The following is a 17,297-nucleotide window of genomic DNA, read 5'->3' as shown; positions in this document are numbered from 1 at the left end:
GTGGCGTGGGGCACCTCACACCGCCTCGCAGGGCAGGGAAATCACCGCCCTGACCTGCACTTTCAAGGAATCGCTCCTGGTGGGACCGTCCTGCGCCGACCTCAAGGCCTTGCGCTGTCCGCGCCCGCTGTCGCAGAGTCCAGGACATATCCGGCCTCGTTCGCCCATACCGCGACGGGGCAACCGGGCGGGGGGCACGTTCGAAAGGGTCCTCGTCCAGCCATGGCTTCCCCACGCAGCAACCAGGCAAAGCACCGCCGCGGTCGGTCCCTGCGGTGGAAGGTGACGACGGCGGGCGTCGCAGCGGCGGCCGCGCTCGGCGGTACCGCCTGGGCGCTGCAGCAGTCCTTCCAGGAACCCGCGGAGGCCGCGGGCAAGCCCCGGCCGGCCGCCGTCTCACCGGCGCCGGCCTCCCACACCACGGCCGCCAGGCCCGACGCCGTGCCCGGCAAGGGCCTCGGCTCGGCGGACCACGGCAAGAGGACGCCGTCCGGGAAGAAGGACGACGACGGCACGAGCGGCAGGCCCGCCCACGGGTCGCCGTCTCCGAAGGCATCGGCGTCCGCCCCCGCGAAGGCCGCGCGCAAGCCCGCCGAACCCACCGAGTCCGCCGCACCTTCGCACCACCCGGCCCCGAGCGCGTCGCACACGACCCACCCGTCGCACCCCGCGGGCACCCCGACACCGGTGGTCACCCACCCGTCGCACACTCCCCCGGCCACCCCGCCCACGCCCAGCGAGCCGGCGCCCAGCACCCCGCCGGCGAGCCCGGATCCCACGGACACACCGACGCCGACACCGACACCGACACCGACCCCGACGGCCACCGTCCCGGACACGGTGACGGACTCGCCGGCCGAGGACACGGCACCCTCCGCCGCGCCGGAGCACCGGGGTCCGTCGGAGCACGGCACGTGGTGGCGGCACCGCACGCCGCGGTGACACCGCGGGCGCGGGTCAGTTCCCGCGCCCCGAGAAGCGCTCGATGGCACCCAGTACGGCCCGGCTCATCGCCGGGCTGCCGGTGTGCCCGGAGTCCTCGATGACCTGCAGCTCCGCGTCCGGCCACACCTTGGCCAGCTCCCACGCGGTCGTCAACGGGCTGCCGAGGTCCAGCCGCCCGTGAATCAGCACCCCGGGGATGCCCGCCAGCCGGTGGGCGTCGCGCAGCAGTTGCCCGTCCTCCAGCCAGGCGTCGTGCGAGAAGTAGTGCGCGCAGATCCGCGCGAAGGCGATCAGCGCGTCGTCCGCCCGGTCGCTGTACGCACCGGGCCTGCCGAGGCTCTCGTGGGCGATGACCGCGTCCTCCCATGTGCACCAGTCGCGTGCCGCCTTGGCGCGTACGGCCTCGTCCGTGCTGTTCAGCAGCCGGCTGTAGGCGGCGAGCAGGTCGCCGTCGCCGTCCTCGGGCGGGAGCGCGTCACGGAAGGCCTCCCAGGGGCCGGGCAGCAGCCGGCCGACGCCGCGGTAGAGCCAGTCGGTCTCCTCGGGCCGGGTGGTCGTGACCCCGACGATGATGATCTCGGTGACCCGCTCGGGGTGGCGCTCGGCGTACGCGAGCATGAGGGTCGACCCCCAGGAGCCGCCGTAGAGCAGCCAGCGCTCGATGCCCAGGTGCTCGCGCAGCCGCTCCATGTCCGCGATCAGGTGTTCGGTGGTGTTCTCCGCGAGGCTCACCCGCGGGTCGGAGGCGTGCGGCAGGCTCTCCCCGCTGCCGCGCTGGTCGAACATGACGACCCGGTAGAGCTCGGGGTCGAAGCCGTTGCGGGCACCCCGCTTGCCGCCGGCGCCCGGCCCGCCGTGCACGCACACCGCGGGCTTGCCCTCCGGATTGCCGCTGACCTCCCAGTGGATCAGCTGACCGTCGCCGACGTCGAGCAGACCCTGTGCGTACGGTTCGGAATGCCTGAACGGCGATGCCACGGCGGACTCTCCCTGCGAGGTACGGAACGGGTGCGGAACGTCCGTGAGGCTACTGGGCGCGCCCCGGGAGACGCCACGCACTTCCGCACGCCCTCCGCGGCACCGGTCGAGCCGCACCGAACCACCGCTATGAGCTGAAAACATCACCAAAGGTGTCAGCTCACGTCCTGGGGGAACGGCATGATCGAGGACGCGCGGGGCTTCGCGCCCGCGGACCGGCGGCCGGAGCGGCAGCGCTCCACCCGCACCCGTTTCGAGCACGCCCAGGGGTGGGTCACCGCCCTGGCGGGCATCCTCGCGCTCGCGCTCTCGGTGTCCAACTTCGTGGAGCTGCGGCGGCAGCCGGACGCGGACGTCTCGCTCCCCCACCTGGTGCGCATCGCGCAGGGCAAGGAGGTGTGGCTCTACCTCCAGCCCACCGTCTCCAGCCGGGTGCGCGCCGGGCAGTCGGCAGTCATCACCGATGTGCACCTCGACGTACTGCCGCTGGGCCGCGGGCCAGGCGCGGCACGGCCCGACTTCTTCTGGGACGAGACCGGAACACTGCGCTACGACCCCGAGACGCATGCGGCCGACTACGTCCGCACCGCCGACCCCGGCCCGCTGCTCGTCACCCAGGAGCGGCCGCAGCAGCCGCTGATGCTCTTCGACGCGATCGGCTGGAACTTCCACCAGGGCCGCTACCTGGGCCGCCTGACCCTGCACCGGGCCGGCGCGGAGAAGCCGATCACCGAGAGCTTCTGCCTGGTCGTCTCGAAGCGGGCCGCGACGACCCTCGAGGAAGCGGGCCAGTACACCTACCACGAGTTCCGCAACGACGTCCCCGGCGCGGGCACCGACCGGAACGGCTGCTACGTCCTGCCCGCCGGTTGACCCGCGGCGAGCAACGCGCCGGCGCCCCGGCTCCGCGGTCCCGACGACCCCGACGGCCCGGGACGACGCGGCGGCCGCCGGGCGGCACGGCACACCGCGCGGCGATCCCGCGGTGGGTGCCTTCGGGCGAAAGACGCCCGCGGCACGTTGCCCGGGACCGGAGCGGTGGTACGAGCCCAGGCGTACGGGAGGTGGTGGCGGGCCCATGCCCAGGCGAGCGCACACGCAGGGCGGCCCGGACCCGGGCATGCCGCCGGGAGGACGCCGGGACCGCATCCGCGCGGGCCGCCGCGCGGCAGCCGGACGGACTCCGGACAGGACCGGGCCGCGCGTGCTCCCGGCGCTCAACACGGCGGCCGCGTACAGCTGGCGGCTCATCGTCGTCGGCGTGGTCGTCTGGGGGATCTTCTCCGTCCTGGGACGCTTCCACGAGATCGCGGTCGCGGTCTTCCTGGGGCTCGTCGGCACGGCGATGCTCCGCCCGGCGGCGGACCTGCTGGCGCGGTGGATGCCGCGGCCGCTCGCCGTCGCGGCGTCGCTGCTCGGCAGCATCGTCCTCGTGCTGGGCGTGCTGGCGCTGGTCGGCGAGGCGGTCGCCCAGGAACAGGAGGGACTGCAGAAGGAGTTCGGGGCCGGGCTGTCCAGAATCGAGCGCTGGCTGGAGTCACCGCCGTTCCGCCTGGACCCGAAGGCGCTGACGGACCTCCAGTCGAAGATCGGCGACTGGCTGTCCAGCCACCGCTCGACGCTCATCAGCACCGCGCTGAGCGGCGCCGGACGCCTCATCGAGGTCCTCACGGTCTTCGCGCTCGCCCTGTTCTGCTCGGTGTTCTTCCTGCACTCGGGCGACCGTCAGTGGGCGTGGTTCTGCCGGCAGCTGCCGCTGTCGGTGCGGGACCGGGTGGCGGTCGGGGGCACGGCGGCGTGGCACACCTTCACCGGGTACACGCACGGCATCGTGCTCGTGGCCGGCACCAACGCCGTCCTCGTCGGACTCGCCCTCTACGCGCTCGGCGTGCCGCTCGCGCTCCCCCTGGCGCTGCTGGAGTTCTTCGCCGCCTTCGTGCCGCTGATCGGCTCCCCCATCGCGCTCGCGGTGGCCGCGGTCGTCGCGCTGGCCTCCCAGGGGCCGCTGATCGCGCTCGTGGTGGTGGCCCTCATCGTCGTCATCGGCCAGATCGAGGGCCATGTCCTGCACCCCCTCGTGATGAGCTGGGCCGTCCGCCTCCACCCCGTCGTCGTCGCGCTCAGCGTGATCGGCGGTGCCATCGCCGCGGGCGTCATCGGCGCGGTCGTCGCCGTCCCGCTCGTCTCCGTGCTCTGGTCCGTCCGCCAGGCGCTGCGCGCCGCGGGGGCGCAGCGGGCGTAGACGCCCGGCCCTCGCACCGGCTCCCCCGGCAGCCGCGGGCGGAGAACCGTTCCCGCCGCCCGCACGGCCGTGCCCCCCGGACGATCGGCGACTCCCCGGAGCCGAGGACTCCGGCAGGCGGGCATGCGCCGGCGGCGCCCGGCACCGGCACGCCGGGCCCGCCCGCAGGCCCTTCCCCGGGGGCCCGGAACCCGTGCGTCCGGCAGCGGCCCCCTCCCCCTCGGCGGCGCCGGCATACGGAACGAGGGCGTCCGAACATGTGGACGAGGCCGCGCCGGAGCGGCGAGGGAGCGTAGTAAAGGCGACCCACAGAGGCAAGAGTAATTGCGAATTGCGCAAAATCTTGCATGCAGGCGCAAGTACGTGCCGTGCGCACGACGCAGCAGTGCAAGCCTGTCGCGTGCATATCAAAAGGCCCGGTCGTAGGCATGGACGACCGCAATTGACTCTGCAACTATCGCCACGGTTAACGCAATTTCATGAGCGATCAACGCAACTTCTCGTTCATTCGACACACGAGAGGCATAGGGACGACATGCGTAGGAAGCACATGGTCCAGCGGCTGGTGGCGGGGGTGATCGCGGCGGGCATGGTCGTCCTCGGCCTGTCGGCGCCGCCCGCCTCGGCCGCCGGGGGGCCGAACCTCGCCGCCGGCAGAACGGCCACCGCGAGCAGTTCGCACGCCGAGTACGGGGTCGCGAACATCACCGACGGCAGCCAGGACACGTACTGGCAGAGCGCGGGCAGCACCTTGCCGCAGTGGGTCCAGGTCGACCTGGGCAGCGGGACGAACGTCGACGAGGTGGTCGTGAAGCTGCCCGCCGCGTGGGGCGCGCGCGACGAGACCTTCGCGGTGCAGGGCAGCACGGACGGCAACACCTTCTCCACCCTCTCCGGCTCCGCGGCGCACACCTTCGCGCCCGGCGCGGGCAATACCGTCACGATCGGCTTCTCGGCCGTCACGACCCGGTACGTGCGGCTGAACGTCACCGCCAACACCGGCTGGTCCGCCGCCCAGGTCTCCGAACTCGAGGTGCACGGTGCCGCCTCCTCGACGGACAACCTGGCCCAGGGCCGGACGCTGACCGCGAGCGGCAGCAACGCCCCCTACACCCCGGCCAACGCCAACGACGGCAACCAGTCCTCGTACTGGGAGAGTGCCAACAACGCCTTCCCGCAGTGGCTCCAGGCCGACCTCGGCTCCTCCGTGGGCGTCAGCAAGGTCGTGCTGAAGCTGCCGCCGGCCTGGGAGGCGCGGACGCAGACGCTGTCGCTGCGCGGCAGCACGGACGGGTCGAACTTCAGCGACCTGGTGGCCTCCCACGACTACGCGTTCACCCCCGGGAGCAACAACACCGTCACCATCAACCTGACCTCGGCGACGGTGCGCTACGTGCGGGTCAACGTCACGGCCAACACCGGCTGGGCCGCGGCCCAGTTGTCGGAGCTGGAGATCTACGGCCCGGCCACCGGTGACACCGTCGCGCCGTCCGCGCCCACCGGTCTGGCCTACACGCAGCCCGCGTCCGGCCAGATCCGGCTGACCTGGAACGCGTCCACGGACAACGTCGGGGTGACCGGCTACGACGTGTACGCCAACGGCATGCTGCGCACGAGCGTCGCCGGCAACGTGACGACCTTCACCGACAGCCAGCCCGACACCGCCACGGTCACGTACTCCGTGCGGGCCAAGGACGCCGCGGGCAACCAGTCGGGCAACAGCAACACCGTCACCCGCACCGGCGACACCGGCGGCGACACGCAGGCGCCGTCGCAGCCCGGCAACCTCGCCTACACCCAGCCCGCGTCCGGCCAGATCAAGCTGACCTGGACCGCCTCGTCGGACAACGTCGGCGTCACCGGCTACGAGGTCTACGCCAACGACCAGCTGCGCACCACGGTCTCCGGCAGCACGCTGACGTACACCGACACCCAGTCGGACTCGGCGACCGTCGCGTACTACATCAAGGCCAAGGACGCCGCGGGCAACCGCAGCGTCGCGAGCGCCACCGTCATCCGCAACGGCTCCACCAGCGGCCCCGGTTCGAACATGGCCGTCGGCAAGCCGATCACGGCCTCCTCCACCACCCAGAACTTCGTCGCGGCCAACGCGAACGACAACAGCGTCACCACGTACTGGGAGGGCGCCGGCGGCAGTTACCCCAACACGCTGACCGTCTCCCTCGGCGCCAACGCCGACGTGAGCTCGCTGGTCCTCAAGCTCAACCCCGACGGCGCCTGGGGCACCCGCACCCAGACCATCCAGGTGCTCGGCCGGGAGCAGAGCGCGAGCGGCTTCACCAGCCTCAAGGCCGCGGCGGACTACACGTTCAACCCGGCCTCCGGCAACACCGTGACGATCCCGGTCAGCGCGCGCGTCGCCGACGTGCGGCTGACGTTCACCGCCAACAGCGGCGCGGGCGGCGGTCAGGTCGCCGAGTTCCAGGTGATCGGCACCCCGGCACCGAACCCGGACCTGACGGTCTCCGCCATGTCCGTGTCCCCGAGCGCGCCGGTCGAGACCGACGCGGTCACGCTCTCCGCCACCGTCCGCAACATCGGCGACCTGGCCTCGGGCGCCACGAACGTCACCTTCTACCTGGGCACCACCAAGGTCGGCACCGCCGCGGTCGGCGCGCTGGCCGCCGGTGGCTCGACCACGGTGACGGCGAACATCGGCACCCGTGACGCGGGCAGCTACCCGCTCGGCGCGGCGGTCGACGAGTCGAACACCGTCATCGAGCAGAACGACACCAACAACGCCTACACCAGTTCGAGTCCGCTGGTCGTCAAGCCGGTCGACAGCTCCGACCTGGTCGCCGCGCCGTCCAGCTGGACGCCGGGCAACCCGGGCAAGGGCAACACCGTCACCTTCTCGGTCGCGATCAAGAACCAGGGCACCGTGGCCTCCGCGGGCGGCGCCCACGGCATCACGGTGACGGTCACCGACACCGCCTCCGGCAGCGTCGTGAAGACGCTCACCGGCTCCTACAGCGGTGCCATCGCGGCGGGCAGCACCAGCAGCCCGGTCAACCTGGGCACCTGGACGGCGGTGAACGGCAAGTACTCCGTCAAGACGGTGATCGCCGCGGACGCCAACGAGCTGGCGGTCAAGCAGCAGAACAACACCAGCACCCAGTCCCTGTTCGTCGGGCGCGGCGCCAACATGCCGTACGACATGTACGAGGCCGAGGACGGCGTCCTGGGCGGCGGCGCGCAGGTCGTCGGCCCGAACCGCACCGTCGGCGACCTCGCGGGCGAGGCGTCCGGCCGCAAGGCCGTCACGCTGAACAGCACGGGCAGCTCGGTGGAGTTCACCACCAAGGCCAGCACCAACACCCTGGTCGTGCGCTACTCCATCCCGGACGCGTCGGGCGGCGGGGGCACGAACTCCACACTCGACGTCTACGTCAACGGCACCTTCCTCAAGGCCATCGACCTGACCTCGAAGTACGCGTGGCTCTACGGCAACGAGACCGCCCCGGGCAACAGCCCCGGCGACGGCAGCCCGCGGCACATCTACGACGAGGCCAACATGCTGCTCGGCACCACCGTGCCGGCCGGCGCCAAGATCAAGATCCAGAAGGACACCGCCAACACCACCAACTACGCGATCGACTTCATCAACACCGAGCAGGCCACGCCGATCGCCAACCCGGACCCCGCGGCGTACACCGCGCCGACCGGCTTCAGCCAGCAGGACGTGCAGAACGCCCTGGACAAGGCGCGGATGGACACCACCGGCACGATCAAGGGTGTCTACCTCCCGGCCGGCGACTACGACACCTCCAGCAAGTTCCAGGTCTACGGCAAGGCCATCAAGATCATCGGCGCGGGCCCCTGGTACACCCGTTTCCACACCCCGTCGAGCCAGTCCAACACCGACGCGGGCTTCCGCGCCGACTCCACGGCCAACGGCTCGTCCTTCTCGGGCTTCGCGTTCTTCGGGAACTACACCTCCCGCATCGACGGCCCCGGCAAGGTCTTCGACTTCGCGAACGTCGCCAACATCACCATCGACAACGTCTGGAACGAGCACACCGTCTGCCTCTACTGGGGCGCCAACACCGACAACGTCACCATCACCAACTCGCGCATCCGCGACACCTTCGCCGACGGCATCAACATGACCAACGGCAGCACGGACAACCACCTCGACAACATCGAGGCCCGTGCCACGGGTGACGACAGCTTCGCGCTCTTCTCCGCGATCGACGCGGGCGGCGCGGACGAGAAGAACAACCTGTACGAGAACCTGACGTCCCTGCTGACCTGGCGCGCCGCGGGCATCGCGGTCTACGGCGGCTACGCCAACACGTTCCGCAACATCCTCATCGCGGACACGCTGGTGTACTCCGGTGTCACGATCAGCTCCCTGGACTTCGGCTACCCGATGAACGGCTTCGGGACCGACCCGACCAACATCCAGAACGTCTCCATCGTCCGCGCCGGCGGACACTTCTGGGGCGGTCAGACCTTCCCGGGCATCTGGCTCTTCTCGGCCTCGAAGGTCTTCCAGGGCATCCGCGTCAGCGACGTGGACATCGTGGACCCGACCTACAGCGGGATCATGTTCCAGACCAACTACGTCGGCGGGCAGCCGCAGAACCCGATCAAGGACACGATCCTCACCAACGTGACCATCACCGGTGCCCACCGCAGCGGTGACGCCTTCGACGCCAAGTCCGGCTTCGGACTGTGGGCCAACGAGATGCCGGAGTCCGGCCAGGGCCCGGCGGTCGGCTCGGTCACCTTCAACAACCTGCAGTTCAACGACAACTACCAGGACATCAAGAACACCACGTCCACCTTCACCATCACGCGCAACCCGTAGCCGGTACGCCCCGGCCGGTGGTCCCGGCCGGGGCGCACGGCGCACACGAGGCGGGGGGGGGGGGGGGGGGGGGGGGGGGGGCCCCCCGGGGGGGCCCCCCCCCCCGGGGGGGGGGGGGGGGGGGGGGGGGGGGCCGCCCCCCCCGGGGGGGGGGGGCGCGGGGCGGGGGGGGGGGGGGGGGGGGGGGGGGGGGGGGGGGGCCCCGGGGGGCCCCCGGGGGGGGGGGGGGCGGGCCCCCGCCGGCCCCGCGGGCGGGGGGGGGGGGGGGTCTGGCGCCCCCCCCCCCCCCGCCGCGTGCACGGAACAACTAGCGCCCGTACGCCGCCGTCACCGCCCGGGCCAGTCGCGGCGACGCCCACTCCGTGCCGCACACGAAGCGCAGCACCGGCCCGAAGGTGGCCGCCGCCGGCAGCCCCGTGAAGTACAGCCCCGGCACCGAGGAGCAGAAGTCGGCGCCCAGGCGCGGGGAACCGCCCGTGCGGGCCAGCGCGGCGCGCAGCTCCGGTGCGAGGAAGTCCAGCGCGTCCAGGTCGACCCGGTAGCCGGTGGCGGCGATGACGTGGTCGGCGGCGAACTCGGCGGCCCGCCCGCCGGGCGCCGCCGTGGACAGCACGACCTTGCCCTCGCCGTCGAGACGGGCGCTGCGCAGCGCGTGGCCCTCGCTGACCGCGACCTTCCCCTCGAAGCGCTCCCGCAGCCACCACGCCCCCAGCGGCCCCAGGACGCGCCGTACCAGGTACAGCCGCAGCGACGTGGGCAGCGGACGGAAGTACTGGGCGTGGTAGGAGAAGGCGTACAGCGACCAGGCCCGCCCGAAGGGCGACTCGGGCCGCAGCCGCGGCTGGCGGTCCGGCGGGTCGCCGAAACCGACCGCTCGCCGGCCGCGGGCCAGCAGCCGCACCGTCGCGCCCGCCTCCGCCAGCAGCGCGGCGCTCTCCAGCGCGGACTGGCCCGCACCGACCACGGTCACCTCCCGCCCGGCGAACCGGGCGAGGTCGGTGTGCTGGGAGCTGTGCGAGACCGGTCCACCGGCCGACGGGCCGTCCGGGGACAGGCCGCGCAGCAGGTCGGGGGTGTGGGCGAAGCCGAGCAGGCCGCTGGCGACGACCACGGCCCGCGCCTGGAACTGCTCCCCGGAGTCCAGCTTGAGGTCGAATCCGCCGCCCGGCCGCCGGTCGACGGACACGACGCGCACCTGCTCCAGGTCCGGCACAAGCCGCTGCTGGAACCACTGCCCGTAGCGGACGAACGTCTCCGAGGGGATCAGGTCCCAGTCGGTGACCAGTGGCCGCTCCCCCATCTCCCGGCAGAAGTCGGGCAGCGTGTACCCCTTCCGGCCGGTGGAGATGTTGGAGGCGGGCGGCGTGGACTTCAGGACCATGCCGGCCGGCATGTTCTCCCGCCAGCTGACCATCGGATCACCGAAGGTACGCACGGGCACGCCGCGTTCACGCAGGTGGGCGGCGATGGACAGGCCGTACGGCCCGGCTCCGATCACGGCTACGGGCGTCGTCATGAGGGGTCCTTTCGCAACGCGGTTCGACGTCGTGACCGGTACATCTGGATCAGGTGCCGCGCGCCCGGGCGGACGAAGCGGGCGAGCATGGTGACGAAGGGCTTCAGGTCGTCGGCGGCCAGCCAGGCCAGCTCGGTGCCGCTGGCGCGGGCGGGCGCGTGGGGTGTGGTGTAGCCGCTGCGCCGGTAGGCGAGCAGCGCGGGCAGGTCGATGTTCTCCACGACGAAGCGGCGGCCCTCCAGCTGGCCCGCGCGTGGGATCTCCCGGCCGGTGAGGTCCAGGTGCTGGGCCCGGACCACGTCGATCCCGGCCGCCGACTCGAAGAGCCGGAACTGGGCGCCCATGCGCGGGTTGAAGTCCAGCAGTTTGTAGCGCCCGTCGCGGCGGTCGTAGCGCCAGTCCAGGTCGGCGATCCCCTGGAAGCCGACGCTCTTGCAGAACTGCGCTGCCAGGGCCGCGAGTTCGGGGTTGGCCACGACGTACGCGCAGGCGGTCATCCCGGCGTGCGGTGGCCAGGAACGGACCTTGACCCCGGTGAACAGCACCGGCTCGGCCGCGCCCGCGCCGAAGTACGCGTGCACGATCCAGTCCTCGGCCTCCTCGCGCGGCAGGTACTCCTGGAGGATGACGCCGGGCTTCGGCCCCCAGCCGCGCGCCAGTTCCAGCAGTTCCCGCGGCCCCGCGATCCGGGTCGTGCCCGGTACGGCGGGCGCCCTCCGGCGCACGAAAGCCTCCCGGTTCTTGGCGACGACGGGAAAGCGGGCGGTGGCCGCGAACTTCTCCACGTCCTCGTAGGAGTCCGGGAAGGCCGCCTGCGGCGACGGCACGCCGTACTGGACGCACAGTTCGTGCAGCCCCTGCTTGCTCGCCAGCCGCCGCGACAGCCCCGGGTCCTCGGTGCGCGGGAACAAGAAGAATTCGGCGAGTTCGCCGGCGTGCTCGGCGATGAGCACGGCCGCCTCCTCGTCGGTCGGGATGAGCACCGTCGGGCGCCCGATCCGGCGCCCGATGCCGCATAACCCCTCGACCAGCCGTTCCGCGGGCTCCAGTCCGGTGGTCGGCCAGACGAAACGGTCGCGCAGATAGCGCGAGGCGGCGGCAGGCGTCCGCCGGTCCTCGGTGACGGCGTACATGGGGACGCCGAGCCTCCCCAGACTCCGGATCGCTCCCACCCCGCCGTGGTGCAGCGGATAGTTACCGATTTTCACGATCAATCCGGGCACGGCAGGATCGATCGCGAACGCGGACCTCACCACGTAATCCCCCCAATGATCACGGTTTCATCGGCCCACCCCGACCGTGACCTGAAAGGAAGCTAAGCCCGAATTGACCGCGTCGGCAAGACTTTTCCGGACATTGCGAACTCTTTAGGCAACGTCCCGCGGGCCGTCGCGTGTCGCTCCGCCGCAGGTCACAGCAGTGGTGGTGGTGGCGGGTCCGGAGGGGCGCGCGGAGACCGGGAACGCTCCCAGCGGTGCCCGGGAGCCCGCACACGCCGACGCGCCCCGGAGCCTGCTGGGCTCCGGGGCGCGTCGGGGCGGTGCGGGGTCAGCGGATGAACGTGCCCGCCTGGTTGGCCAGATCCAGGAAGTACTGGGGCGCCACACCCAGCACGACCGTGACGGCGACGCCGATGGCGATCGCGGTCGACGTGAGCGGCGACGGCACGGCGACCGAGGGGCCGTCCGCCTTGGGCTCGCTGAAGAACATCAGCACGATGACGCGGATGTAGAAGAAGGCCGCGATCGCCGACGACAGCACACCCACGATGACCAGCGGCACCGCGCCGCCCTGCGCGGCGGCCTTGAAGACCGCGAATTTCCCCGCGAAGCCGGACGTGAGCGGGATGCCCGCGAAGGCCAGCAGGAAGACCGCGAAGACGGCGGCGACCAGCGGGGAGCGCCGCCCCAGGCCCGCCCAGCGCGACAGGTGGGTGGCCTCGCCGCCGGCGTCGCGCACCAGCGTGACGACCGCGAAGGCGCCCAGCGTCACGAACGAGTAGGCCGCCAGGTAGAAGAGCACCGACGAGACGCCCTCCTTCGAGGTCGAGATGACACCGGCCAGGATGAACCCCGCGTGGGCGATGGAGGAGTACGCCAGCAGGCGCTTCACGTCCGTCTGCGTGACGGCCACGATCGCGCCGACCAGCATGGTGAGGATCGCGACGCCCCACAGCACCGGCCGCCAGTCCCACCGCAGTTCCGGCAGGACGACGTACAGCAGGCGCAGCAGCGCGCCGAAGGCGGCGACCTTGGTGGCCGCGGCCATGAAGCCGGTGACCGGGGTCGGGGCGCCCTCGTAGACGTCCGGCGTCCACATGTGGAAGGGCACGGCGCCGACCTTGAACAGCAGGCCCATGCCGACGAGCGCGGAGCCGATCAGCAGCAGCGCGTCGTTGCCCGAGGAGCCGGCGAGCGCCGGGGTGAGCTTGGCGGTGCCGTCCACGACCGAGGCGATGCCGGAGTACGAGACGGTGCCCGCGTAGCCGTACAGCAGGGCGATGCCGAACAGCAGGAAGGCCGAGGAGAAGGCGCCCAGCAGGAAGTACTTGACCGCGGCCTCCTGCGACATCACGCGCCGGCGCCGCGCCAGGGCGCAGAGCAGGTACAGCGGCAGGGAGAAGACCTCCAGCGCCACGAAGAGCGTCAGCAGGTCGTTGGCGGCCGGGAAGACCAGCATGCCGCCGACGGCGAACAGCAGCAGCGGGAAGACCTCGGTGGTGGTGAAGCCCGCCCGGACGGCGTCCTTCTCCTGCTCGCTGCCGGGCACGGCGGAGCCCTGCGCGGCGAAGGAGTCCACGTGCCGGCCGTGCGCCTTGGGGTCGAGGCGGCGCTCGGCGAAGGTGAACACCCCGACCAGGCCCACCAGCAGGATGGTCCCCTGCAGGAAGAGCGCGGGGCCGTCGACGGCGACCGCGCCCATGGCGGCGATGTGCGCCTTCGTGGTCGCGTAGCCGCCCGCCGCGAGTGCCACGACCGCGGCGAAGGCGGCGGCCATGCCGAGGACGGCCAGCCCCACTTGGGCGGTGTAGCGGGCCCGGCGCGGCAGGAAGGCCTCGACGAGGATGCCGAGGACGGCGGCGCCGAAGACGATCAGCACCGGCGCCAGCTGGGCGTACTCGATCTTCGGCGCGGTGATCTTGTCGGCGGCGAGCGGGGCCGCCGTTGTCCACAGGCTGTGGACAGCACCTGTGCTGCTCACTTGGAGGCCTCCAGCGCCGGCTTGGGGTCGGTCTTGTGCACGTCGGACAGCGTCTGCTGGACCGCCGGGTTGACGATGTCGGTCACCGGCTTGGGATAGACGCCCAGGAAGACCAGCAGCAGGATCAGCGGGGCCACCACGGCGACTTCGCGGACCTTGAGGTCGGGCATGCCCTCGACCTCGGCCTTCACCGGACCGGTCATCGTCCGCTGGTAGAGGACGAGGACGTACAGCGCGGCGAGCACGATGCCGACGGTGGCGATGATCCCCAGCGCCGGGTAGCGGCTGAACGTGCCGACCAGGACGAGGAACTCACTGACGAAGGGCGCGAGCCCCGGCAGCGAGAGGGTGGCCAGACCGCCGATCAGGAAGGTGCCGGCCAGGACCGGGGCGACCTTCTGCACCCCGCCGTAGGCGGAGATGAGCCGGGAGCCGCGGCGGGAGATCAGGAAGCCCGCGACCAGCATCAGCGCGGCGGTGGAGATGCCGTGGTTGACCATGTAGAGCGTCGACCCGCTCTGGCCCTGGGTCGTCATCGCGAAGATGCCGAGCACGATGAACCCGAAGTGCGAGATCGACGCGTAGGCGACCAGCCGCTTGATGTCCCGCTGGCCGATGGCCAGCAGGGCGCCGTAGATGATGCTGATCACCGCCAGCACCAGGATCACCGGCGTCGCCCACTTGCTGGCCTCCGGGAAGAGCTGGAGGCAGAAGCGGAGCATCGCGAAGGTGCCGACCTTGTCGACGACCGCGGTGATGAGCACGGCGACCGGCGCCGTGGACTCCCCCATCGCGTTGGGCAGCCAGGTGTGCAGCGGCCACAGCGGGGCCTTGACCGCGAAGGCGAAGAAGAAGCCCAGGAACAGGGCGCGTTCGGCGGTGGTGGACATCTCCAGCTTGCCCGCCGCCCGCGCGTTCAGGATCTCCTGGAGGGAGAAGGTGCCCTGGCCGAGCTGGTCGGCGGTGACCGCGTACAGCCCGATGACGGCGGCCAGCATGATGAGTCCGCCGACCAGGTTGTAGAGCAGGAACTTCACGGCCGCGTACGAGCGCTGACGGGCCGCCTCCTCCTCGCCGTGCTCGTGGGCACGGTCCCCGAAGCCTCCGATGAGGAAGTACATCGGGATGAGCATGGCCTCGAAGAAGATGTAGAAGAGGAAGACGTCGGTGGCCTCGAAGGAGATGATCACCATCGCCTCGACCAGCAGGATCAGCGCGAAGAAGCCCTGCGTCGGCCGCCAGCGGCGGTTGGGGTTCTTCTCCTCCAGGGGGTCGGCGTCGTGCCAGCCGGCCGCGATGACGAAGGGGATGAGCAGCGCGGTGAGCCCGATGAGCGCGACCGCGATGCCGTCGACGCCCAGCTCGTAGCGGACGCCGAAGCTGGCGATCCAGGGGTGCGACTCGGTCAGCTGGTAGCGCGCGCCGCCCGGCTCGAAGCGGGCGACCACGAGCGCCGCGAGCACGAACGTGGCCAGGGACACGCCCAGCGCGAGCCATTTCGCGGTCCCTCGCCGGGCCGCCGGGACGGCGGCCGTGGCGATCGCCCCGAGCGCCGGGAGCCCGGCGGTCACGGTGAGCAGCGGGAAGGACATCAGGCAACACCCCTCATGAGCGGGAGCCGCTGGGCGGCCGGGAGGACGGGTACGGCTGCCGTGCCGGGCCGGTGGAGCCGCATCACGCCACCCCCCGCATCAGCAGCGTCGCCGCCACCAGCACCGCGGTGCCGGCCAGCATCGACACGGCGTAACTGCGCACGTAGCCGTTCTGGAGGCGCCGCATCCGGCCGGAGAGGCCGCCGACGGCGGCCGCGGTGCCGTTCACGACGCCGTCCACACCCTTGTGGTCCACGTAGACCAGGCCGCGGGTGAGGTACTCGCCGGGCAGCACGAGGGCGACGTGGTTGAAGTCGTCCTGGAGCAGGTCGCGCCGGGCGGCGCGGGTCAGCAGGTTGCCGCGCGGGGCGACGGCGGGGACCGGGCGGCGCCCGTACACGGCCCAGGCCAGGGCCACTCCGAGGAGCATCACGACCAGGGTGGCGGCGGTGATGGCGCCGGCGCCGATCGGCGGGTGCCCCTCCTCGTGGCCAGTGACGGGTTCCAGCCACTTCACGAAGGACTCGTTGAAGCTGAACAGGAAGCCCGCGAAGACCGAGCCGAAGGCCAGGACGATCATGGGGATCGTCATCGACTTCGGCGACTCGTGCGGGTGCGGCTCGTGGCCGTCCGCGTCGGACTGCCAGCGCTTCTCGCCGAAGAAGGTCATCAGCATCACGCGGGTCATGTAGAACGCGGTGATCGCCGCGCCCAGCAGGGCCGCGCCGCCGAGGATCCAGCCCTCGGTGCCGCCCTTGGCGAAGGCGGCCTCGATGATCTTGTCCTTGGAGAAGAAGCCGGACAGGCCGGGGAAGCCGATGATGGCCAGGTAGCCGAGTCCGAAGGTGACGAAGGTGATCGGCATGTACTTCCGCAGGGCGCCGTACTTGCGCATGTCCACCTCGTCGTTCATGCCGTGCATGACCGATCCGGCGCCGAGGAAGAGGCCCGCCTTGAAGAAGCCGTGGGTGACCAGGTGCATGATCGCGAAGACGTAGCCGATCGGGCCGAGGCCCGCGGCCAGCACCATGTAGCCGATCTGCGACATCGTGGAGCCGGCCAGCGCCTTCTTGATGTCGTCCTTCGCGCAACCGACGATCGCACCGAAGAGCAGCGTGACCGCGCCGACCGTGACCACGGCCACCTGGGCAGTGGGCGCGGCGTTGAAGATCACGCCGGAGCGGGTGATCAGGTAGACGCCCGCGGTCACCATCGTCGCCGCGTGGATCAGGGCCGAGACCGGGGTCGGGCCCTCCATCGCGTCGCCGAGCCAGGACTGCAGCGGGACCTGGGCCGACTTGCCGCAGGCGGCGAGCAGCAGCATCAGGCCGATGCCGGTCAGGATCCCCTCGCCCGCCTTGTCCACCTGGCCGAAGAGCGGCTCGAAGGTGAACGTACCGAAGGTGGTGAACATCAGCATGATCGCGATGGACAGGCCGACGTCACCGACGCGGTTGACGATGAACGCCTTCTTGGCCGCCGTCGCCGCGCTGGGCTTGTGCTGCCAGAAGCCGATCAGCAGGTACGAGGCCAGGCCCACGCCCTCCCAGCCGACGTACAGCAGCAGGTAGTTGTCGGCGAGCACCAGCAGGAGCATCGCCGCGAGGAAGAGGTTGAGGTAGCCGAAGAAGCGGCGGCGCCGCTCGTCGTGCTCCATGTAGCCGATCGAGTAGATGTGGATCAGCGTGCCCACACCGGTGATCAGCAGGGCGAAGGTCATCGACAGCTGGTCGAGCTGGAAGGCGACGTCCGCGTGGAAGCCGCCGACCGAGATCCAGGTGAAGGCGGTGGAGTGCAGCGCGCGCTGCTCCCCGCTGCGGCCGAGCATGTCGAAGAAGAGCACCGCCGCGACGACGAAGGACGCGGCCGCGAGCACGGTGCCGATCCAGTGGCCCGTACGGTCCAGCCTCCGGCCGCCGGTGAGCAGCGCACCGGCGCCCAGCAGCGGCAGGAGGACGAGCCATCCGATCAAGTAGTCCACTGTCGCTA

The 17,297-nt window shown here is 71.5% G+C and carries 10 protein-coding genes; 4 read left to right on the top strand and 6 right to left on the bottom strand.

From position 1 onward, the window contains the following. The first annotated feature begins 222 nt into the window (after nucleotides 1–222). Nucleotides 223–942, top strand: a complete 720-nt coding sequence (locus tag ACIP98_RS12250; RefSeq protein WP_401975366.1) for a hypothetical protein — start codon at nucleotides 223–225, stop codon at nucleotides 940–942. 15 nt (nucleotides 943–957) lie between these two features. On the opposite strand, the gene pip is transcribed toward ACIP98_RS12250, so the two are convergent. Next, nucleotides 958–1,923: a prolyl aminopeptidase gene (gene pip, locus ACIP98_RS12245; RefSeq protein WP_401975363.1), complete on the bottom strand. Its 966-nt coding sequence runs from the start codon at nucleotides 1,921–1,923 to the stop codon at nucleotides 958–960. Between the two features lie 180 nt (nucleotides 1,924–2,103). On the opposite strand from pip, the gene ACIP98_RS12240 reads away from it, so the two are divergent. The 3 genes from ACIP98_RS12240 to ACIP98_RS12230 all read left to right on the top strand — a co-directional run bounded on the left by ACIP98_RS12240 (nucleotide 2,104) and on the right by ACIP98_RS12230 (nucleotide 8,999). Further along, on the top strand, nucleotides 2,104–2,796 hold the full coding sequence (locus ACIP98_RS12240) for a hypothetical protein (protein ID WP_401975360.1): 693 nt from the start codon (nucleotides 2,104–2,106) through the stop codon (nucleotides 2,794–2,796). A gap of 205 nt (nucleotides 2,797–3,001) precedes the next feature. Continuing rightward, entirely contained in the window at nucleotides 3,002–4,165 is a 1,164-nt protein-coding gene (locus ACIP98_RS12235) for an AI-2E family transporter (RefSeq protein ID WP_319659624.1), read from the top strand. A gap of 535 nt (nucleotides 4,166–4,700) precedes the next feature. Further along, nucleotides 4,701–8,999 (top strand): discoidin domain-containing protein, encoded by a 4,299-nt coding sequence (locus tag ACIP98_RS12230; protein ID WP_401975357.1) that lies wholly within the window; start codon nucleotides 4,701–4,703, stop codon nucleotides 8,997–8,999. Between the two features lie 307 nt (nucleotides 9,000–9,306). On the opposite strand, the gene ACIP98_RS12225 is transcribed toward ACIP98_RS12230, so the two are convergent. The 5 genes from ACIP98_RS12225 to nuoL all read right to left on the bottom strand — a co-directional run bounded on the left by ACIP98_RS12225 (nucleotide 9,307) and on the right by nuoL (nucleotide 17,289). Further along, nucleotides 9,307–10,515 carry an NAD(P)-binding domain-containing protein gene (locus tag ACIP98_RS12225; RefSeq protein WP_319658412.1) on the bottom strand — a complete coding sequence of 403 codons (1,209 nt, stop codon included), beginning with the start codon at nucleotides 10,513–10,515 and terminating at the stop codon, nucleotides 9,307–9,309. After that, on the bottom strand, nucleotides 10,512–11,648 hold the full coding sequence (locus tag ACIP98_RS12220; RefSeq protein WP_401975355.1) for an ATP-grasp domain-containing protein: 1,137 nt from the start codon (nucleotides 11,646–11,648) through the stop codon (nucleotides 10,512–10,514). The genes ACIP98_RS12225 and ACIP98_RS12220 overlap by 4 nt, the downstream gene beginning before the upstream one ends. A 415-nt stretch (nucleotides 11,649–12,063) precedes the next feature. Next, complete coding sequence (gene nuoN, locus ACIP98_RS12215; RefSeq protein ID WP_319658410.1) at nucleotides 12,064–13,716, bottom strand: NADH-quinone oxidoreductase subunit NuoN; 1,653 nt, start codon at nucleotides 13,714–13,716, stop codon at nucleotides 12,064–12,066. After that, a complete protein-coding gene (locus ACIP98_RS12210; RefSeq protein ID WP_319658409.1) occupies nucleotides 13,713–15,308 on the bottom strand; it encodes an NADH-quinone oxidoreductase subunit M in 1,596 nt (531 codons plus the stop codon). Before ACIP98_RS12210 ends, nuoN begins: the two co-directional genes overlap by 4 nt. A gap of 82 nt (nucleotides 15,309–15,390) precedes the next feature. Then, nucleotides 15,391–17,289, bottom strand: coding sequence for an NADH-quinone oxidoreductase subunit L (gene nuoL / locus ACIP98_RS12205; RefSeq protein WP_401975352.1), 1,899 nt, complete (start codon nucleotides 17,287–17,289; stop codon nucleotides 15,391–15,393). Nucleotides 17,290–17,297 lie beyond the last annotated feature (8 nt).

Source organism: Streptomyces sp. NPDC088354, assembly GCF_044753585.1.
Lineage (GTDB): Bacteria > Actinomycetota > Actinomycetes > Streptomycetales > Streptomycetaceae > Actinacidiphila.
This window is presented reverse-complemented; position numbering and strand designations above follow the sequence as displayed.

Bases quoted from the DNA above. Each gene is read 5' to 3' on its own strand.
- ACIP98_RS12250 (WP_401975366.1), top strand. From the start codon at position 223: ATGGCTTCCCCACGCAGCAACCAGGCAAAGCACCGCCGCGGTCGGTCC.
- ACIP98_RS12240 (WP_401975360.1), top strand. From the start codon at position 2,104: ATGATCGAGGACGCGCGGGGCTTCGCGCCCGCGGACCGGCGGCCGGAG.
- ACIP98_RS12235 (WP_319659624.1), top strand. From the start codon at position 3,002: ATGCCCAGGCGAGCGCACACGCAGGGCGGCCCGGACCCGGGCATGCCG.
- ACIP98_RS12230 (WP_401975357.1), top strand. From the start codon at position 4,701: ATGCGTAGGAAGCACATGGTCCAGCGGCTGGTGGCGGGGGTGATCGCG.
- ACIP98_RS12225 (WP_319658412.1), bottom strand. From the start codon at position 10,515: ATGACGACGCCCGTAGCCGTGATCGGAGCCGGGCCGTACGGCCTGTCC.
- ACIP98_RS12220 (WP_401975355.1), bottom strand. From the start codon at position 11,648: ATGTACGCCGTCACCGAGGACCGGCGGACGCCTGCCGCCGCCTCGCGC.
- ACIP98_RS12210 (WP_319658409.1), bottom strand. From the start codon at position 15,308: ATGTCCTTCCCGCTGCTCACCGTGACCGCCGGGCTCCCGGCGCTCGGG.